16 protein-coding genes are annotated in these 18816 nt (G+C 66.1%); 7 read left to right on the top strand and 9 right to left on the bottom strand.

Annotated elements, in window-relative coordinates; all coding sequences use genetic code 11:
- Positions 1-40 precede the first annotated feature (40 nt).
- The gene (locus BMX07_RS17480; protein ID WP_090620346.1) at positions 41-1378 is read right to left on the bottom strand and encodes an aminotransferase family protein; all 1338 of its coding nucleotides are present in this window, start codon (positions 1376-1378) and stop codon (positions 41-43) included.
- A gap of 177 nt (positions 1379-1555) precedes the next feature.
- Between BMX07_RS17480 and BMX07_RS17475 the strand changes: the two genes are divergently transcribed.
- Positions 1556-3037 (top strand): CoA-acylating methylmalonate-semialdehyde dehydrogenase, encoded by a 1482-nt coding sequence (locus tag BMX07_RS17475; RefSeq protein ID WP_090620343.1) that lies wholly within the window; start codon positions 1556-1558, stop codon positions 3035-3037.
- Positions 3038-3041: 4 nt separating this feature from the next.
- Positions 3042-3215: a hypothetical protein gene (locus BMX07_RS24595; protein WP_175480184.1), complete on the top strand. Its 174-nt coding sequence runs from the start codon at positions 3042-3044 to the stop codon at positions 3213-3215.
- A 91-nt stretch (positions 3216-3306) separates the two neighbouring features.
- Here the strand turns inward: BMX07_RS24595 and BMX07_RS17470 are convergent, their stop codons facing one another.
- Together BMX07_RS17470 and BMX07_RS17465 are read right to left on the bottom strand one after the other, a co-directional pair.
- Positions 3307-4539 (bottom strand): mandelate racemase/muconate lactonizing enzyme family protein, encoded by a 1233-nt coding sequence (locus BMX07_RS17470; RefSeq protein WP_090620340.1) that lies wholly within the window; start codon positions 4537-4539, stop codon positions 3307-3309.
- A gap of 158 nt (positions 4540-4697) precedes the next feature.
- Entirely contained in the window at positions 4698-6098 is a 1401-nt protein-coding gene (locus BMX07_RS17465; protein WP_090620336.1) for an FAD-binding oxidoreductase, read from the bottom strand.
- 89 nt (positions 6099-6187) lie between these two features.
- Here BMX07_RS17465 and BMX07_RS17460 point away from each other — a divergent pair, with 89 nt between their 5' ends.
- A complete protein-coding gene (locus BMX07_RS17460) occupies positions 6188-6370 on the top strand; it encodes a hypothetical protein (protein ID WP_090620335.1) in 183 nt (60 codons plus the stop codon).
- A 94-nt stretch (positions 6371-6464) separates the two neighbouring features.
- On the opposite strand, the gene BMX07_RS17455 is transcribed toward BMX07_RS17460, so the two are convergent.
- On the bottom strand, positions 6465-7310 hold the full coding sequence (locus tag BMX07_RS17455) for a beta-keto acid cleavage family enzyme (protein WP_090620331.1): 846 nt from the start codon (positions 7308-7310) through the stop codon (positions 6465-6467).
- A gap of 61 nt (positions 7311-7371) precedes the next feature.
- On the opposite strand from BMX07_RS17455, the gene BMX07_RS17450 reads away from it, so the two are divergent.
- Entirely contained in the window at positions 7372-8400 is a 1029-nt protein-coding gene (locus BMX07_RS17450; RefSeq protein WP_090620328.1) for a 3-hydroxyacyl-CoA dehydrogenase family protein, read from the top strand.
- 107 nt (positions 8401-8507) lie between these two features.
- On the top strand, positions 8508-8945 hold the full coding sequence (locus BMX07_RS17445; RefSeq protein ID WP_090620325.1) for a universal stress protein: 438 nt from the start codon (positions 8508-8510) through the stop codon (positions 8943-8945).
- Between the two features lie 48 nt (positions 8946-8993).
- Here BMX07_RS17445 and BMX07_RS17440 read toward each other — a convergent pair whose 3' ends face one another.
- From BMX07_RS17440 to BMX07_RS17430, 3 genes are all read right to left on the bottom strand, one after another.
- Positions 8994-10175 carry a CaiB/BaiF CoA transferase family protein gene (locus tag BMX07_RS17440; protein ID WP_090620322.1) on the bottom strand — a complete coding sequence of 394 codons (1182 nt, stop codon included), beginning with the start codon at positions 10173-10175 and terminating at the stop codon, positions 8994-8996.
- 100 nt (positions 10176-10275) lie between these two features.
- Positions 10276-11901, bottom strand: coding sequence for a gamma-glutamyltransferase family protein (locus tag BMX07_RS17435; RefSeq protein WP_090620319.1), 1626 nt, complete (start codon positions 11899-11901; stop codon positions 10276-10278).
- Between the two features lie 251 nt (positions 11902-12152).
- Positions 12153-13547, bottom strand: a complete 1395-nt coding sequence (locus tag BMX07_RS17430) for a M20/M25/M40 family metallo-hydrolase (RefSeq protein WP_090620316.1) — start codon at positions 13545-13547, stop codon at positions 12153-12155.
- 318 nt (positions 13548-13865) lie between these two features.
- Here BMX07_RS17430 and BMX07_RS17425 point away from each other — a divergent pair, with 318 nt between their 5' ends.
- A complete protein-coding gene (locus BMX07_RS17425; protein WP_090620313.1) occupies positions 13866-14918 on the top strand; it encodes a TAXI family TRAP transporter solute-binding subunit in 1053 nt (350 codons plus the stop codon).
- A 27-nt stretch (positions 14919-14945) separates the two neighbouring features.
- Positions 14946-16952 carry a TRAP transporter permease gene (locus BMX07_RS17420; RefSeq protein ID WP_090620310.1) on the top strand — a complete coding sequence of 669 codons (2007 nt, stop codon included), beginning with the start codon at positions 14946-14948 and terminating at the stop codon, positions 16950-16952.
- Positions 16953-17098: 146 nt separating this feature from the next.
- Here BMX07_RS17420 and BMX07_RS17415 read toward each other — a convergent pair whose 3' ends face one another.
- Both BMX07_RS17415 and BMX07_RS17410 read right to left on the bottom strand, forming a co-directional pair.
- On the bottom strand, positions 17099-17494 hold the full coding sequence (locus BMX07_RS17415; protein ID WP_090620307.1) for a Zn-ribbon domain-containing OB-fold protein: 396 nt from the start codon (positions 17492-17494) through the stop codon (positions 17099-17101).
- A 3-nt stretch (positions 17495-17497) separates the two neighbouring features.
- Complete coding sequence (locus BMX07_RS17410; protein WP_090620304.1) at positions 17498-18667, bottom strand: thiolase family protein; 1170 nt, start codon at positions 18665-18667, stop codon at positions 17498-17500.
- Positions 18668-18816 lie beyond the last annotated feature (149 nt).

The raw sequence follows: 18816 nt of genomic DNA, 5'->3' as shown, positions 1-18816 counted from the left end.
GTTCGGTGGTGCGTCCGAGGGCGGCGGGCTCCCCGGCCCGTCAGCGGTCCATCGCGGCGTCGGAGACCTCGAGCGCGGTGTCGAGGGCCGCGACGGCCTCGTCGATGTCCGGTTCGGTGATCGGCAGCGGCGGTGCGATAATGAGCGTGTTGATCATGTTCGCGACGTAGACGCCTTCGTCGGCGGCGGCCGCGGCGACGTCGTCGACGACCGTCGACCCCGTCGAGATCTTGTCCTCGCGCTCTCCGAAGGGGACGCGCTCGTCAGGGTCCCTCGTCAGTTCGATTCCGCGGAAGAGGCCGACCCCCCGCGTGTCGCCGACGCTCGGGTGGGCGTCGGCCAGTTCCTCGAGGCGGTCGCCGAGGGAGTCGCCGACCTCGCTGGCGTGGTCGATGAGGTTCTCCTCCTGGTAGGTTTCGACGGCCGCGAGGCCGGCCGCGCAGGCGACGGGGTGGCCCGCGTAGGTGTGTCCGTGACAGAACAGTTCGTCCTCGAAGTGGTCGGCGATCTCGGGGGTGACGATCGTCGCTCCGAGGGGGGCGTACGCGCCCGAGAGTCCCTTCGCCATCGTCATGATGTCGGGCGTGACGTCGAAGACGTCGCAGCCGAACCACTCGCCGGTGCGACCGAAGCCGGCCATCACCTCGTCACAGATCAGGAGCGCACCGTGGTCGTGGGCGATTTCCTTCAGCCGCGGCAGATACTCCTCGGGCGGGACGAGGATGCCGTTCGAGCCGACGATCGGCTCGACGAGGATCGCCGCGACGGTATCGCCCTCGAGCATCAGCATCTCGTCGATGTACTCCAGACTCTCCATCGGGTCGAGCGTCGAGCCGTAGGCGTACGGGTCGGGTGCCTTGATCGCCCCCGGGATGCCGGGTTCGGCCTTCAGTCGACGCGGGTCGCCGGTGACGCTGATCGAGCCGGCGGTCGCACCGTGGTAGGAGCGGTACCGCGAGACGATCTTCTGCTTGCCCGTGTACATCCGAGCGATCTTGATCGCGGCCTCGACCGCCTCGGTGCCGCTGGTGGAGAAGAACGTCTTCGAGAGGGTCCCCGGCGTTACCTCGGCGAGTTTCTCGCCGAGTCGAGCGCGCGCTTCCGTCGCGAACCCGGGTGCGAAGTACGCTCCCTCCTGGGCCTGTTTCGCGATCGCGTCGGCGACGGCGTCGGCCGAGTGGCCGAGGTTCGAACACATGAGCTGGCCCGAAAAGTCGATGAACTCGTCGCCCGATCCGTCCGTGAAGCGGACGCCCTCCCCGCCGACGACTTCGGTCGGATCGACCTCGCTCTGGAACGACCAGGTTCCGAAGACGTACTTCTTGTCGAGACGCTCTACCTCACTCCGCTCTTCCGACAGTGGTGGTTCCTCTGCCATCCTTTCGCAAGGCTACGGAACCACGACTCATTAATCTTTCCTGGTGCGAGAATATTTCTCCATTATTATCCTGTATTTATCCCAATATTTAGGATCTAGTTGAGTGGTACCCCATTATATTCGAACAAAATCCCATACGACCGAAGATTTTATTTCGCCACTCACGGTAGTCGGTCCATGGTCGAATTAGAATCGATCGGGCAGAGTCGGACGGTACGGAACTACGTCGACGGCGAGTGGCGAGACGCCTCGGGCGACGAGGAGTTGACGAGCGTGAACCCGGCGACGGGCGAAGAGCTGGCGACGGTCCCGTTCAGTTCCGCCGAGGACATCGACGAGCTCGTCCGCACCGGAAACGAGGCGTTCGAAGACTGGTCGGCGCGTCCCGTCGAAGAACGAATCCAGCCGCTGTTCCGCCTGAAGACGCTCCTCGAGGACCACCAGGACGAGCTCGCGGAACTCCTCGTCGAGGATCACGGCAAGACCCTCGCGGAGGCCCGCGGCGAACTCCGTCGCGGTATCGAGAACGTGGAGGTCGCCTGCGGCATCCCGTCGATGATGCAGAGTGGATCGCTGTTGAACGCCGCGCCGGAGATCGACGAGAGCGCGGTTCGAAAGCCTCTCGGCGTCTTCACCGCGATCACGCCGTTCAACTTCCCCGGGATGATTCCGCTGTGGTTCCTCCCGTACGCCGTCGCGACCGGGAACAGTTTCATTCTCAAGCCCAGCGAGCAGAATCCGCTCGTCGCCCAGCGGTTGTTCGAACTCGTCGACGAAGCGGGCTTCCCCGACGGGGTTCTCCAGCTCGTCAACGGCGGTCCCGACACCGTCAACGCGCTCCTCGACCACGAGGGCGTCGAGGGGGCGTCCTTCGTGGGGAGTACGCCCATCGCGAAGCTCGTCTACGAGCGTGCGGCGAAGAACGGCAAGCGCGTTCAGGCACAGGGCGGCGCGAAGAATCACATCATCGTCACGGAGACCGCCGACCTCGCGTTCGCCGCCGAGAAGACGGTCTCGTCGGCCTGCGCGTGCGGCGGCGAGCGGTGTCTCGCCAACGACGTCGTCCTCGTCGAGGAAGCAGTCTACGACGAGTTCAGCGAGCTGGTTGTCGAGGAAGCCGACTCGCAGGTCGTCGGGGACGGCCTCGACGAGGAGACCGACATCGGGGCGCTCATCAGCCCGGAACACGAGCAGACGGTCCGGAACTACATCCAGACCGGCATCGAGGAGGGTGCAGAGCTCCTGCTCGACGGACGGGACGTCACCGTCGACGGCTACGAGGATGGAAACTTCCTCGCGCCGACCGTCTTCGGCGACGTCACCGCGGATATGGTCATCTCGCAGGAGGAGATCTTCGGACCGGTGCTCGGTCTCGCCCCCGTCGCTGACGTCGACGAGGCGATCGACCGGATGAACGAGAGCCAGTTCGGCAACGCCGCGAGCCTCTTCACGGGGCGCGGCGCGGACGCCCGGAAATTCCGCCACGAGGGCGAGATCGGGAATCTCGGCGTCAACGTCGGGACCGCCGCGCCGATGGCGTTCTTCCACTTCGGCGGCTGGAAGGACTCGTTCTTCGGCGACCTCCACGCGCAGGGCGAGGACATGATCCACTTCTACACCGACAAGGCCGTCTACATCGAGCGCTGGCCGGACGCCTGAACCGATGACCGACTCGAAAGCGCCGGCGGACGACGCGATACTCCCGGCCGGCGTCCGCGACGCGGACGAGCGGGCGACGCCGCAGTCTCGAGCCCTGGCCGACCGGGTTCGCTCGGCCATCCGGGCGTCTCCGTGCCCGAACGTCGATCGATCCTACCGCGAATCGGCACGCTGGTGACACGCCTCGAGACGAGTGCGCCGGGACTCGGTCGCTGTAACCACGAACGCGAACGGGAGCCGGCGACCGGTGACGGGAGTCGAACGGCCGCTTACTCCTTCCGGTGGTCCTCGACGACGTCCCAATCGAGTTCGATACCGAGACCCGGCCGGTCCGGGACCTCGATGTACCCGTCCTGAATGAGCGGGTCGTCGTCGGCGACGAGGTCGTCCCACCACGGCACGTCGCGGGCGTGGAACTCGAGCGCGAGAAAGTTCGGGACCGTCGCCCCCACGTGGACGCCGGCCATCGTCGCGACGGGGCTGCCGATGTTGTGGGGGCTCATCGTCAGGTAGTAGGTGTCGGCCAGTTCGGCGATCTTCTTCGTCTCCGCGATGCCGCCGGTCTTCGGCACGTCGGGCGCGACGAAGGAGACGGCCTCCGTCTCGACGAGGTCGCGAAAGCCGTGGCGACCGTAACGGTTCTCCCCGGTGAGCAGCGGTTGCTCGACGCTCCGGTTGAGCGTGGCCAGCGCGTCCGCGTTCTCCGGCGGGAGCGGGTCCTCGATCCACGCGAGGTCGTAGGGCTCGAGCGCCCGACACAGCTTCTCGGTCGCCTCGACGCTGAAATTCCAGTGGAGGTCGACGGCGACCTCCGCCTCGTCGCCGACTTCGTCGGTCACGGCCTCGACCAACCCGCGCTTGTGCTCGATCTCCGGGCGGTCGAAGTGGCGCGCGAGCGTGTCGACGTCCCGACCCGAGGGGACGTCGAGGTCGAACTTGACGATCTCGTAGCCGTCGTCGACCGCCGCCCGGGCGGCGCGGGCGTAAGCTGCCGCCTCGTAGGTCTCCTCGGGCTGTTCGTTGAGCGCCGACTCGACCATCCCCTCGCCGGCGTGGCAGTCCGCGTACATGCGCACCGCCTCGCGCATCTTGCCGCCGAGAAGCTGGTAGACCGGCTGCTCCAGGATCTTGCCGGCGGCGTCCCAGAGCGCGAGTTCGATGCCGCTGATCGCGATCGTCCCGATCCCCTGCTGGGAGCCCCGGCCCGAGAGGCTCTCCCGCATGAGGTGGTAGAGCCGCTCGACGTCGAGCGGGTTCTCGCCGACGAGGACGGGCTCGAAGTAGTCCGTGATCACCTCGTGAACGCCCGGCGACGGGTACGATTCGCCGATTCCCGTCACGCCGGCGTCCGTCTCGAGGCGGACGATCGTCCACGGGAAGTTGCCGTCGACGACGACCGTCGACAGGCCGGTGATCTCGGGCGTCTCCGTCGAGCGAGCCGGCGTTCGACCGAAGTCGGGCCAGATACTCGAGGCTAACCGCGCTGCGAAGTCCGAATACATGCTATCATGCCCCGTTTTACCAAGCCATTATATGAATGTATTGGCGAAACGGGGACGGGCCGTTCCCGGAGAGACGGCGATACCGCGGGCCGTGGGTGGTCGAGACGCCGACAGAGTGTGGCTCGAGGTCCCGGACTCGAGCGGGAGCGATTCGCAGTTCAGGAGTCGGGGAGGACCTTTCCGGGGTTCAGAATCCCGTTCGGGTCGAACGTCTCCTTGACCGAGCGCATGAGGTCGAGCGCCGGCCCGTGTTCCCCCTCCATGAACTGGCGCTTTCCGATGCCGACGCCGTGTTCGCCGGTCGCGCTCCCGCCGAGCGAGATCGCCGTCCGGACGACGCGCTCGTTCAGCTCGTGGGCCCGCTCGAGCATCTCCTCGTCGTCGGGATCGACGAGCGGCGTGAAGTGGAGGTTCCCGTCCCCGGCGTGACCGACGCAGGAGGTCATCAGGTCGAGGTCCTCGCTGGCCCGGGCGACTTCGTCGACGATCTCGGGGTACGCCGAAATCGGCACGACGACGTCGCCGACCAGCGCCACCTCCCAGTCCTCGCGGTACGCCTTCGTCGCGTGGTACTTGTCGCGGCGCGCCTGCCAGATGTCGTCCAGGTTCTCTTCGGCCGCCGCTTCCCACGAGCGCATCCCGTGGTCCTCACAGATCGCCTTCGCGAACGCGAGGTCCTCCTCGATTCCGCCGTTGTTCGCGTGCAGTTCGATGATCAGCGTCGGCCGCTCCTCGAACGAGACGTCGTCGCGGTAGGCGTTCAACATCTTCACCGCCGTCGTGTCGATGAACTCGATCGCGCCGGGAACCAGCGCCGACCCGATCGCGTCCGCAACGGCCCCGGAGGCGTCGACGCGCGAGGGGAACGTCACCAGCGCCGCCCGCCGGTGTTCGGGGATGCCGATCAGGCCCAGCGTCACCTCGGTGACGACGCCCAGCGTCCCCTCGCTCCCGACGAAGAGGTCTTTCAGGCTGTAGCCCGCGGACGTCTTGACGACGTCCCGGCCGCACTCGACCACGCGCCCGTCGGCGGTGACGACCTCGAGACGACGGACGTGGTCGCGCGTCTCGCCGTAGCGGACCGCGTTGAAGCCGCTCGCGTTCGTCGCCACCATCCCGCCGACCGTCGCCACGTCGCCGCTCGAGATGCCGGGCGCGAACCGTAGCCCGTAGGGCGCGAGCCGCTCGTTCAGGTCGTCGTAGACGACGCCTGCGCCGACGGTCGCCTGCAGGTCGTCCGGCGACACCTCGACGTGTTCGATCTCGGCCGTGCTGAGGACGATGCCGCCGGCGGTCGGGATGGCGTTGCCCTCGAGTCCCGAGCCGCCCGACCGCGGCGTGACCGGCACGCCGCGGTCGTTCGCCGCCGCGAGAACCGCCGCGACCTCGTCGGTCGACGCCGGCCAGACGACGGCGTCCGGCAGTCGCCCGGCGTGGGGGCTCTCGTCGGACGCGTACTGTTCGCGGACGCTCGTTCCGTGTGCGACGCGTCCGTCGGTGATCGCCTCGTCGAGAAACGCGCAATCGTACTCGTGACTCGAGCCGGGGCACCGTTCCATGATATCGCATGGTACGCGACCCGGCATAAACACTCTCCGGTCCGCATTCCACCAGTAGCTATTCGTAGATCGGGCGTCTGGAAGGAGACATGACCTGTCCGTACCTCTCGTACCGTCGGTCAGACGGAGACCTCGAGTTCGATACCGAGCGCGCCTACTGCGGCGTCGTCGAGGCGTTCGTCTCGCCGATGCGCGCGGACGTCTGCAACGACCGCCACGAGTTGACCCACGAACGCGACTGCGAGTTCTACCGCGAGGCAGAATCGGAGTGAGCGGGTACGCCGATCGGCGGTCCCGATCCGCGAGGCCGCGCGGGTACGCCGGTCGTCGAGCCGGAATCCGCGATTACCGAACGGAAGTCCCCGATTAGCGAGTCGGAATTCCGAGCAGTTCCCGGGCATCCGCGGGCGTCGCGAGATCGCGGTCGAGTTCGTCGGCGATGCGCACCGTTCGCTCGACGAGTTGCGCGTTGCTCTCGGCGGGTTCGCCGCGGCGGTAGTAGAGGTTGTCCTCCATGCCGATCCGGACGTGGCCGCCCATCACGATTCCCATCGTCGTCAGCGGGAGCTGGTGCGGTCCGATCGCGAGCACGTTGAAGATCGAGTTCTCCGGGAGGTTGTTCACCATGTTGACCATGTTCTCCGGCGTCGGCGGTGTGAGCGTCCCCGGGCCGAAGATGAGGTTGATGTAGTACGGCTCGTCGAGCAGGCCCTCGTCGATGAGGCGGTAGACCTCGTTCAGGTGGCCGTTGTTGAACACCTCCATCTCCGGTTTGATTCCCTTCTCCTGCATCTCCGCCGCCAGCGTGTCGATCATGTGGCGGGTGTTCTCCGACGTGATGTGCTGGTACCGGTTCATCGGCCCCATGTCGAGCGACGCCATGTCGGGGAGCGGATCGGTCCGGATGCCCGTCGCCCGCTGCTCGAGCGGAATCCCCGTCCCACCGGTCGTGTTCTGGACGATGACGTCGTCGCAGCGGTCACGGACGGCGTCGTTGATCTCCTGTAAGCGATCCGCGTCGCGCTCGCCGCGTTCGTTCCGTCCGTGAAGGTGGACGATGGCCGCGCCGAGCTTCTCGCACTCGCGGGCCGCCTCGGCGATTTCGTCTGGCTGTTCGGGCAGGTTCGGGTTCGCCTCCTTCCCCTGTACGCCCCCCGTCGTCGGGACGGTCAGGATCAGCTTCCCGCCCTCGAGGTAGTTCTGGTAGCTCATCTACCGCATTCCAGACCGGCCACCACGAAAGTGTTATTGGACGTCCCCGAGAGGGTCGACCATGGCCGACCAGCCGTCGGATACTCGGGAGGCAGCGCCTCGCCCCGCGATCGTCGGTGCCGGGACGATGGGACGCAACATCGCCGTCGCCAGCGCGGTCGGCGGCCAGCCCGTCACCCTGTTCGACATCGACGAGGACGCGGTACGGGACGCGGAATCGGAGATCGGATCGACCGTCGGAACGCTCACCGACCGCGGCGTCGCGGACGTGACCGACGCCGACGACGTTCGCGACCGCGTCGCGTACACGACCGATCTGGCGGCGGCCGTCGGGGACGCGCCGCTGATCATCGAGGCGGTGACCGAGGACCGCGAGACGAAGGCGGCCGTCTACGAGGAGATCGAACGCCACGCGTCGGCGTCCGCGACGCTGGCGACGAACACCTCCTCGCTGTCGATCACCGAACTTGCGTCGTCGCTCTCTCGACCCGAGCGTTTCTGCGGCACGCACTGGTTCCACCCGGCGCACATCGTCCCCGTCGTGGAGGTCGTCTACGGCGACCGAACTGCGGACGAGACGGTCGACACCGCCGCGGCGTTCCTCGAGTCCATCGGCAAGGACCCCGTCGTCGTCGAGCGGGACATCCCGGGGTTCATCGCCAATCGAATCCAGTCGGCGATGGCTCACGAGGCGTGGGCACTGCTCGAGTCGGGCGTCGCGAGCGCCGAGGACATCGATCGCGCGGTGAAGGGGACGTTCGGCTTTCGGCTGCCGACCCTCGGCGTGCTCGAGAAGGGCGATCACTCCGGGCTCGACGTGCACCACAAGGTGCTCTCCGAGTTGCTGGGCGAGATCGACCGGGGGACGTCGCCGGCGGCGGTGCTGACCGAACTCGTCGACGAGGGCCGCCACGGGGTGAAAGCCGAACGGGGCGTCTACGACTGGTCGGAGACCGATAGCGAACGGCTGACGGCCGAACGCGATCAGCGGCTCCTCGACCAGCTCGAGGTGTATCGAGCCGCGCGCGGTCCGCCCGACGCGCCCGACAACCCCGACTCGCGCGACTCGTCCGACGAACCGGAATCGTAGTCTCACATCTGACATAAAGGGGCCGTAACGGAAGCGGCCGATCGTCAGAACTCGCCACGCTCTCGAATACGACTATGTAGCTGGACTGCGAACCCTAGCAGGAGTCCATGTACCAGATCGTTGTTCCGATCGACGAGGACGAGACGCGAGCGACGAATGCGGCGGATTTCGTGACGGGTCTCGGCGACGAGGCCGGTCTCGACGCCGATCTCGACGACATCGCGGTGTCGATAGTGAACGTATTCAAGGAGTTCCAGGCGATCGACGACGGAGGAAACGTCCAGTCCGAGGACCTCTACGACGAAGACGAGATCCCCGACTCGGTCGCGGCCGCTCGCGATCGGCTCGCCGCGGCCGGCGTGGCGGTCGACGTCGAACGCCGCCACGGCGACCCCGGCGAAGAGATCGTCGAACACGCCGGGTCGATCGGCGCCGACACCATCGTCATTCCCGGCCGGAAGCGCTCGCCGGTCGGAAAGGCGGTGTTCGGAAGCGTCACCCAGGACGTAATTCTCAACGCCACACAGCCCGTCACGATCGTCTAACCGCTCGAGTGGTGAGTCCTGCTCACCGCGGGCGGTCGCGGACCGACGTTAGATGACGTCGTTCGACCGGAGCCGTTCGCGCTCGTCGTCGTCGTACCCGAGTTCCGACAGCACCTCGTCGGTGTGTTCGCCGAGGCGAGGCGGCGGGCCCTCGGCGTCGGTCTCGAGCGAGGCGAAATTGACCGGGTTGGCCGGAGACTTGAACGTCCCGAGCTCCGGGTGTTCCATCTCGGCGATCATCCCGCGCGTTTCGATGTGCGGGTCGTCGACCAGCGTTTCGACGTCCTGAACGGGCGTACAGGGAACGTCCTCGGCCTGCAGGATATCCATCCACTCGTCGGTCGTCCGCTCGGCGAACATCTCGTCGAGGACGGGATCGAGTTCGTCCCTGTTCTCGACGCGGTCGGAGAACGTCGCGTACCGCTCGTCGTCGATCCACTCCTCGCGGTCGAGCGCGCGACAGAGCTTCGGCCAGATGTGTTCGCTCACGACGCCGACGACGATGTGGGAGTCGGCCGTCTCGAACGCCTGATAGGGCATGAGGCTCGGATGGCGGGTCCCCATTCGCGTCGGGTTCTCGCCGGTCGCGAAGTAGTTCGAGACGTGGTAGCCGAGGAACTGGAAGCTGGCGTCCAGCAGCGAGACGTCGATGTACTCGCCCTCGCCGGTTCGCTCGCGGTGGTACAGCGCCGTGACGATCGAGTAGATGGCCGTCATCGCACCCGCCAGGTCACAGATCGAGACGCCGATCCGGGCGGGCTGGTCCTCGGTTCCGGTGACGCTCATCATCCCCGATTCGCCCTGGAGGATGATATCGAACGACTTCCGGTCGGCGTAGGGGCTGTCCGGCCCGTAGCCGGAGATGTCGCAGTAGACCAGTTCGTCGTTGATCTCCGAGAAGGTCTCGTACTCCGCACCGAAGACCTCCTCGTTACCGGGCGAGAAGTTCTGGATGAAGACGTCGGCCGCTTCGACCAGGTCGCGGAGGATCGCTTGCCCCGCCGCCGTCGTGAGGTCCAGACTGACGCTGCGCTTGTTCCGGTTCGTGCTGACGAAGTACGCGGAGAGCTCCTCGCCGTACTGCGGCGAGTACGTCCGCGTGAGGTCGCCGTGGCCCGGGCGTTCGATCTTGATCACGTCCGCCCCGAGGTCGCCGAGCGTCTGGCCCGCGAACGGGCCGACGAGCGCCTGGGTCGCATCGATCACGGTAATGCCCGCTAATGGTTGCATGCTCACGAAACGTGTCCCGGCGGGGCGGATATAGTTTACGCCGCGCGGGTATCCGAGGGCGTCGCGGCTACCGGCCGAGGGAACGCAGGGCTCGCGGAGGTTAGAATCCGATCGCCGCGCCGTCCTTTCGCGGGTCCGTCCCCCCCGAGAGGACGCCGTCCGCGTTGCGGGCGATCTGGCCGCCGCCGAAGTGCAGCGGTGGCATCACGCGGACCTCGTGGCCGCGCCGGGCGAGTTTCGTCAGCACCTCACCGTCGAACCGCCCCTCGACGGCCAGCTGTCCGTCCACCTGGTAGCGCCAGCGCGGGAAATCCAGGGCCTCCTGGATCGACATCCCGTCGTCGAGGAGGTTCAGCAGCACCTGGAGGTGCCCCTGGGGCTGCATGTAGCCGCCCATGACGCCGAAGGCGGCCCAATCGTCCTCGTCGAAGCGCACGATACCGGGAATCAGCGTGTGGAACGGCCGCTTCCCGGGCTCGAAGCGGTTCGGATGCTCGGGGTCGAGCGAGAACGAACTCCCCCGGTTCTGGAGGGCGATCCCGGTGTCGCCGGCGACGACGCCGCTGCCGAAGTCCTTGAACCGGGAGTTGATGTACGAGACGACGTTCCCCGCCTCGTCGGCGACCGACAGCAACACGGTATCGGCATCCTCCGCGCGGTCGTTCGGGAAGCCGACGTCGACGTCGCTCGTCGCTTCCGAGCCGATCTCGGCGGCGCGGTCGGCCGCGTACGGTTTCGACGCGATCTCGGGGACGTCCTCGAACGCGGGATCGGTGACGTGGTGGAGGCCGTCGGTCAGGGCTCGCTTCGCCGCCTCGGCGGCGAGGTGGAGCCGTTCGGGCGAATCGGGCGGGTGCTCGCCCGCCTCGAGCGCTTCGGCGATGTTGAGCGCCTCGAGCGCGACGGGGCCCTGATTGTTCGGCGGGAGTTCGTAGATCTCGGCACCGCTGTAGGTCGTGCTGACGGGGTCGACGAACTCGGGCTCGAAGCCGGCGAGGTCGTCGTGCGAGAGGAAGCCCCCGCGCGACCGGACCTCCTCGACGATTTCGTCCGCGATATCGCCCTCGTAGACGACGTCAGCGCCCTCGTCGGCGATGCGTTGCATGGTTTCGCCCAGCGAGGAGAGTCGCACGCGCTCGCCGACGGCCGGCGCGCGCCCGCCGGGGAGGTACGCCGATCGAGCGTTGTCCCCGCGGAGGACGGCGGCCGCCTGTGCCCACTGGTCGGCGATGATCTCCGAGACGGGAAAGCCCTCCGTCGCGTACTCGATCGCCGGCTCGAGCGCTCGGGCGAGACTCAGTTCGCCCAGTTCCTCGACGGTGCGCTCCCAGCCGCGGGCGGTTCCGGGGACGGTCACCGTGAGGGGGCCGTACTCGGGCATCGCCGCGTCGTCGGGATCGACGTCCTCCTCCTCGGCGACTCGATCGCGGACGGCCTCGAGCGACGCGTCCGCCGGCGCGCCACCGCAGCTCCGAAGCGCGCCGACCTCGCCGTCGGCGGTCTTGTAGAGCGCGAAGACGTCGCCGCCGAGGCCGGTCGACGTCGGCTCGACCACGTTCAGTGCCGCGGCGGTCGCGACGGCCGCGTCGAACGCGTTACCGCCGTCCCGGAGCGCTGCGACTCCCGCCTCCGCGGCGAGCGGCTGGCTCGTCGAGACGACGCCGCGCGTGGCGTATACGGTCGATCGGCGTGACGTGAACGTATCTAGGTCTGGCGTCCCCTGCATAGGTACCGATTGTCGGGTCTCGACTAAAGGATTGGTATACCCACCCAAACCGTCGACTCGGAGGCCTGGCCGCGGCAGGAATGGCCGCGTGGTACGATACCGAATCTCGGCGGGGACGCTGCTGGACGGTGACGGAACCCTCCTCGCGGTATCGAGCAGCGGACTCGGAACGGCGTCCGCGTCCAACGCTCGCGCAGGAGGGAGCGACCGTCGTCGACGATCGCTCGAGCGGAGAGACCCCGCCGTTCGACTCAGTCGAGGATCGATTCGGACAGGGCCTCGAGAATCGCGACGGTGGTCCGGGCACCCGCCCGGAAACAGGAGAGGGAAATGTTCTCGTCGGGTGCGTGATTGTTCTCGTCGGCGTTGGCGTAGGGGACGACCAGGCAGGGGACGTCGAGGGTGTCGGCGAAGACGTACGTCGGGACCGAACCGCCGAGCGAGAGTTTGAGAATCGGCTCACGGTTCCAGCCCTCGCCGACGGCTCGCAGTACCGGCTCGACGACTGGACTGTCCGCCGGCGTCCGCTGGGGAGCCATCGCCGCCACCCGCGAGAGGTCGACCTCGATTCCGGCCGGTATCCGCTCCTCGACGTGGCGGGACAGCGAGTCGAAGACGTCGTCGGGATCCTGATCGGCGACCAGCCTGAAGTCGATCTTCGCTCGAGCGCGTGACGGCAACACCGTTTTCATCCCGTCTCCGTCGTAGCCCGCGTCGAGTCCGGCGACGTTCAGGTTCGGCCGACAGAGCAGCCGCTCGGTGTATCCCTCGTCCGCGTCCGTCGCGAGCGCCGACAGGCCGAGGTCGGCTTTCACCGCCTCCTCGTCGAGCGGGATCGCCTCGAGTACCTCGCGGTCGCGATCGGTCAGCGGACGGACGTCGTCGTGAAAGCCCTCGAGCGCGATCCGGCCGTCCTCGTCCCGGAGCGAGGCGACGAGGTCGACGATCGCGGTGGCCGGATTGGGAACCGGGCCGCCGAAGTTCCCCGAATGGAGGTCGCGGTTCGCTCCCGTCGCCTCGATGTCGACGTAGAGCAACCCCCGCGAACCGAGCAGCACGTGCGGTCTGCCCGACGCGTCGATCGACCCGTCGGCCACGATCGCGACGTCCGCGCCGAGGTCCTCGCGATGCTCGCGGACGAGCCACTCGAGGTGTTCGCTGCCGCTCTCCTCCTCGCCTTCGATCACCAGGGTCACGTCGGTCGGGAGCCCCGTCGTCTCGCGCAGCGCGCAAACCGCACAGAGGTGGGCGAACCACTGCCCCTTGTTGTCGCCGGCCCCGCGCGCGTAGAGACGCTGTTCGCCGTCGGGCCCCTCGCGGACGGTCGGGTCGAACGGCGGTGACTGCCACTCCGAAGCCGTCGCCGGCTGGACGTCGTAGTGGCCGTAGAGCAGTACCGTCGGTCCGGTCTCGGTCGACTCGCCGTCGGCGGACGCGCGAGCGACGACGGCCGGACGGCCCGGCGTCTCGACGAGCTCCGCCTCGTCGAACCCGTACTCGAGACACGACTGCCGGACCATCGTCGCGCAGTCGTCGATCCCCTCGCCGGTCGCGCTGATCGACGGCTGGGCGAGCAGCGATCGGAGGTCGTCGAGGAACGTCCCGTCTCGGCGCTCGAGGTACGCGGTCGGCTCTATCGTCGTCATCGGTCCGGGGCGCTCCGTGGGTGTCGCCGCGTGACTGTCACGCTCGAGGTGCGGTTCATGTGATAGTGATAAGTATTGCCTGGAACACAAAAGAGCTACCGTCGACACATCGGTCCGAAGCGCCATCGTTTATATGCACGCAGCTATCGGATTCGGTCGTCTCTTGTCTATCATACATATGATCGAGAAATACTCGCAACAGCGTTCAACAAATTACATCAGTTGTAGTCACATTTCCGCCTCAAGTCCGGCGATAGCCGGAATGGCAGTGAAAACCTACAAAAGATTTAAATAGAGATCCCCGTATCATGTATAACGATGTTTGAGAATGGTAGGCAGACACGCAGGGGCGTACTAAAGGGTACGGCTGGAATCGGGGCATTATCGCTCGCGGGTTGTCTCGGCGGTGGGGGCGGTGGGGACCAGGTCGACCTGACTGTCGGCTCGTCCTCCTCGGGATCGTCCACGTACGGGAACTCGCAGGCGATTCAACGGGTAGTCAGTCAGCAGTCCGATTACCTCAATTTCATTACGCAGGACGCGGGCGGTGACCCGCAGTCGATCCGCCTGTACGCGGACGGTGAGATCAACTCGTACTCTGCGGGGAACTACATCATGAATCAGGCGCTGACCGAGACGGGGCCGTTCGAAGACGATCCCGTCTCCGATTTCCCGCAGTTAGGGTTCGGTCACCTCTCGCTCAACCTCTACTGGATGGCCCTCGAGGACAGCGACATCCAGACGACCGACGACCTCGCGGGCAGGGACGTCTACGCGCTCCCCGCCAGCTGGGGACTGCGCGCGATGACGGAGGAGATGTACGGTAACGCCGGCCTCTGGCAAGGGCTCTCGGAGAACGTCGTCAACGTCGAGACGACCCAAGCCGCCAGCGCACTCGAGGAAGGGCGGGTCGAGGCGTTCATCGTGTACACTTCGAACTACACCCAGCTCCCCTCGTGGGCGGCGGAGATCGACTCGCGGGTTTCCGTCAGGGCGATCGAGATGACCGACGACTACGTGCAAGCGGCACAGGACTTCGCCGGCGCGGGGTACGAAGAGGTCGACGAGATCGGCGGCTGGGAGCAGGACGTGCAGGGCGGTAACTTCCCGAAGCACACGTGGACGGAGACCTATCCGTACTACTTCAGCCCGGACGTCCCGGCGGACGCCATCTACGACCTGATGGAGATCTGCCACAACAACTACGAGTCGATGCAGGAAGCGAATCCGACCATCCTCGACTGGTCCGATCCGTCGAACTTCACGTTCGCGTTGACGCACACGGACGAGATCCCGATTCACCCGGGTGCCGCGGACTGGTACGAAGAGAACGACGTCTGGGACGACAGCTGGACTCGCGGCGACGAATAACACTCGTTCAACCCGTCACCGCCATATATGGTTTATTCAACAGCCGATAAAAACAGATTAGAGATCGCCAACGACGCAGTTACGGCAGCAGCGATCCTCGCCTGGACCTGGATTCTGTACTACGCGTTCACCCAGGGGATTCAGCGGATTCTCTTCACGATCACGTTTCTCGGGTCGATTATGCTCGTCTATCTCGGAAACGAACTCATCGAAGCGTACGAGGACGGGGATAAACTGGGGTTAGTCGGGCTCTCCCTCTCGGCAATTATCACCGCCGTCACGACGGCGTACATGATCACGTTCTACAACGAGCTGTTGCGGGTCCGCGTCGGAACGGCGCTGCCGCGCGAGTACGTGATAGCCGCCGCGTTCTTCCTGGTGATCCTGTACCTGTCGTACCGGGCCTACGGGCTGTCGTTCCTGGCCGTGATCGTCGGCGTGATACTGTACGGGCTCTACGGGAACTACGTCCCGGGTATCCTGCGCCACGCCGGGTTCAGCGTCAACCGCATGATGAGCATCATGGTGCTCGACTTCCAGGGGGTCTACGGTTCGATATCCAGAATTATCGCAACGTGGGTCGCCCTGTTCCTGCTGTACGCGGGGCTCATGCGCGGCTTTGGAGCGTTCGACCTCATCATGCGGATCGGACTCCGGTCGGCCAACTACGTCCGGTCGGGCGTCGCCCTCTCCGCGGTGACCTCGAGCATCATCATCGGCTCGATCACCGGCAGCCAGGCGGCGAATACGGCGATCACCGGTTCGTTCACGATCCCGTTGATGAAGGAGACGGGGATGAAAGGCGAGACCGCGGGCGGGATCGAATCCGTCGCCTCGACCGGCGGGCAGATCATGCCTCCGATCATGGGCGCGGCTGCGTTCGTCATGGCGTCGCTGCTCGGGATCACGTACGTCGACGTGATCATCGCGGGTATCATTCCCGCCATGATCTTCTACGGGTCCGTCACCTTCGCCGTCCACTACAAGGGCATCGGACAGCTCCGCGATCAGACGACCAAGATCGACGTCGAGAGCCAGTTCGAGGAGCAGATGTCCCAGAAGGAGTTCGTTATCCAGTGTCTCCGGTTCGGCATTCCGTTCGCCCTCCTGATCTACGTCCTCGGCATCCTCCAGTACACGGTGCTCACGGCCGCGCTGTACACCATCGTCGCGATGTTCGTCACCGGTTTCGGGTTCCCGCTGGTCCAGACGGCGACGGAAGGCGGCGATCTCCCGGCCGAGTTCGTCAGTCTCCTCGGCGATGCGGCGACTGGCTTCAGAGAAGGCGCGATGATCCTCGCACCGATCGCGATCATCATCGCCGCCATCAACGGCGTCGTCGACGTCTTCACCGCGTCGGGCATTCCGGGAATTCTCTCGCTGGCCCTGCTCGACCTCTCCGGCGGGGTCATGTTGACTGCGGTCATCCTGGCGATGGTCATCTCGATCGTCCTGGGCATGGGAATGCCGACGGTCGCCGCGTACGTCATCGTCGCCGCGCTGATCGCGCCGGCGCTGATCCAGCAGTTCTTCGTCCCCGACCTCGCGGCGCACTTCTTCGTGCTGTACGCCGCGATTCTCTCCGGACTGACGCCCCCGATCGCGATCGCCGTCGTCGTCGCGACGGGGATCGCCGAGAGCAACTTCTGGCGGACGGCCCACGAGGCGCTGAAGATCTCCGCACCGATCTACGTCCTGCCGTTCGCGTTCATCTACAATCCCGAGCTCGTGGTCGGTGGCTTCGGCGTCGAGACGTTCTTCTCCGGCCTGATCGCACTGGCCGGCGCACTGGGAATCTCTCACGGCCTCAACTACTACGGGTCGTTCTACCACGAGAGTCTGTTCGTCGAATACCCAATCAGGGCCGTCTTCTTCGTCCTCGGCGTCCTCGCGATGGTCTATCCGGACACGACGATCCGTCTCGGCTGCGTCGCAGTCATCTTCGTTCTGATGGGGGTCCAACTCCAGAAACCGATCCGCGAACGGGTGAGCCAGCGATCGGCGACGGACTCCATCAACGCCGTCGAAGACTAGCGACGATCGTCTTTTTCAGCGGGTTTCGCCGACCGAGAGCCACCGCAGTCTTCGTCGAGCGCACCGTCCCCGGCCTCTCCTCGCAACGACCGCCACCACCGTCAGTTCGGTCGACGCGCACCGATCTCGAGACGGGACCCGCGCGATCAGTCCTCGAGCGTCCGCGCCGCGAAGAACGGGTACCCCTCGAGCCAGCCGCGATCGTAGTCGGCGTCGTACTCGACGGCGTCGATGACGACGCGGTCGCCGATCTCGAGGGCCGCGTACGGTTCGTCGATCGGCGCGAGCAGTTTCGGCCCGGCGTCCAGTTCGACGGTGCCCACGACGAGGTCGTCGTCGAACGCCGCCGCCGTTGCGTGGGTCCGCGTAAACGAGAAGAGCGTCCCGCGCCCCGTCGTCTCCGACCAGTCGACGGCGGTCGAGTGACAGTGCGGACAGATCGGACTCGGCGGGAAAAACCGCTCGTCGCAGCTCTCGCAGGCGTGAACCAGGACCGTGCCGTCCCGGAGGGACTCCCAGAACGGTTGCGTGTAGGGCTCCATCGATCACACCTCCGTCGTGAACACGGTCGCGGTTACACCGTTGACGTGGCCATGTTCCGCGGTCGTGAGGACACGCTCCGCGTCCGGAATCTGGGTCGAGGCCGTCCCGCGAAGCTGTTTCACCGCCTCGACGTAGTTGAGAAGCGGCGTCACCATCGGCGGATGTCCCCGTCCGAGACAGCCGCCGGATGGACTGACCGGAACCGGGCCATCCGGCGCCGTTCGACCCTCGAGGCAGGCGTCGACGCCGCCACCGCGCTCGGCGAGGCCCAGCTCCTCCGTGACGATCGCCTCGATGTGGGGAAACGGCGCGTACGGTTCGAAGACGTCGATATCGGCGACCGAGACGTCGGCGAGATCGGTCGCCACGTTCACGGCGCAGCCGACGGCCGGGAGTTCCGTGATCGGCGTCTCCCGGCTCATCAGGAAGTGACTCGGTGCGTGGTGGTATCCGGTTCCACCGACCGATATCGGCCGTGACGACGCCGATGACGCGGGGTCGTCTCGAGTGAGGAGTATCGCGGCCGCGCCGTCACACGGAGCCGGACAGTCGAACAGGCGGATCGGGTCGGCGATCGGGCGAGCGTCGAGTACGTCTTCCCGGGTCGGGCTCTCGTCGAAGAGTCCGTCCGGATTCGCGGCGCCGTTTTCGCGGTTTTTGACGACGACTTCGGCGAGGTCCTCGCGATCGACGGCGTACTCGTGGACGTACCGCTGCATGCTCTGCGCGTACGCCGCCGGAACGGTCATTCCGATCGGCGACTCGAACTCCGCGTCGAACGACTTGAGAATGTAGTCGAAGTACGGCCCCGTCGTGTCGACGATCGAGTTTCGCTCCACCGCCAGGACGAGCGCCGTCTCGACCGTTCCGTCCCGGACGTCCGAGACGGCGGCGTGAAACGCGTGTCCGCCGCTCGTCCCCCCGGTCGAGACCTCGAGCGAGCGGTTCACGTCGAGCCCGAGCAAGTGCAGCAGATAGGTCGAAAAGAACCCCTGCGGCGTCCACGGGCGGGGGGCGGGCATGTAGAGCCCGTCGACGGCGGACAGCTCGAACGCCGCGTCCGCGAGGGCGTCTCGAACGACTGTCAGTGCGAGATCTCGTTCCGGTGCCGAGTGCGTCCCGTTCGGAACGGTACCGATACCTGCGACGGTCGGTGCGATGGCTTTAGCCATGATGTAGCATGGCATGCGATAACAGGCCATAAACGTTTACAGTCTGCACGGCTGTTTCCGTTACAGGAGGTGCCGCGACGGGTAGTTGGTGGAATACTGTTCCAATTGAGTCGAGTTTGTTGGACATGGTTCGAACTATTGGGATTTCT

It is taken from the genome of Natrinema salaciae, assembly GCF_900110865.1.
GTDB lineage: Archaea > Halobacteriota > Halobacteria > Halobacteriales > Natrialbaceae > Natrinema > Natrinema salaciae.
The sequence above is the reverse complement of the archived record's forward strand: the minus strand, read 5'-3'. Positions and strand labels throughout refer to the sequence as shown.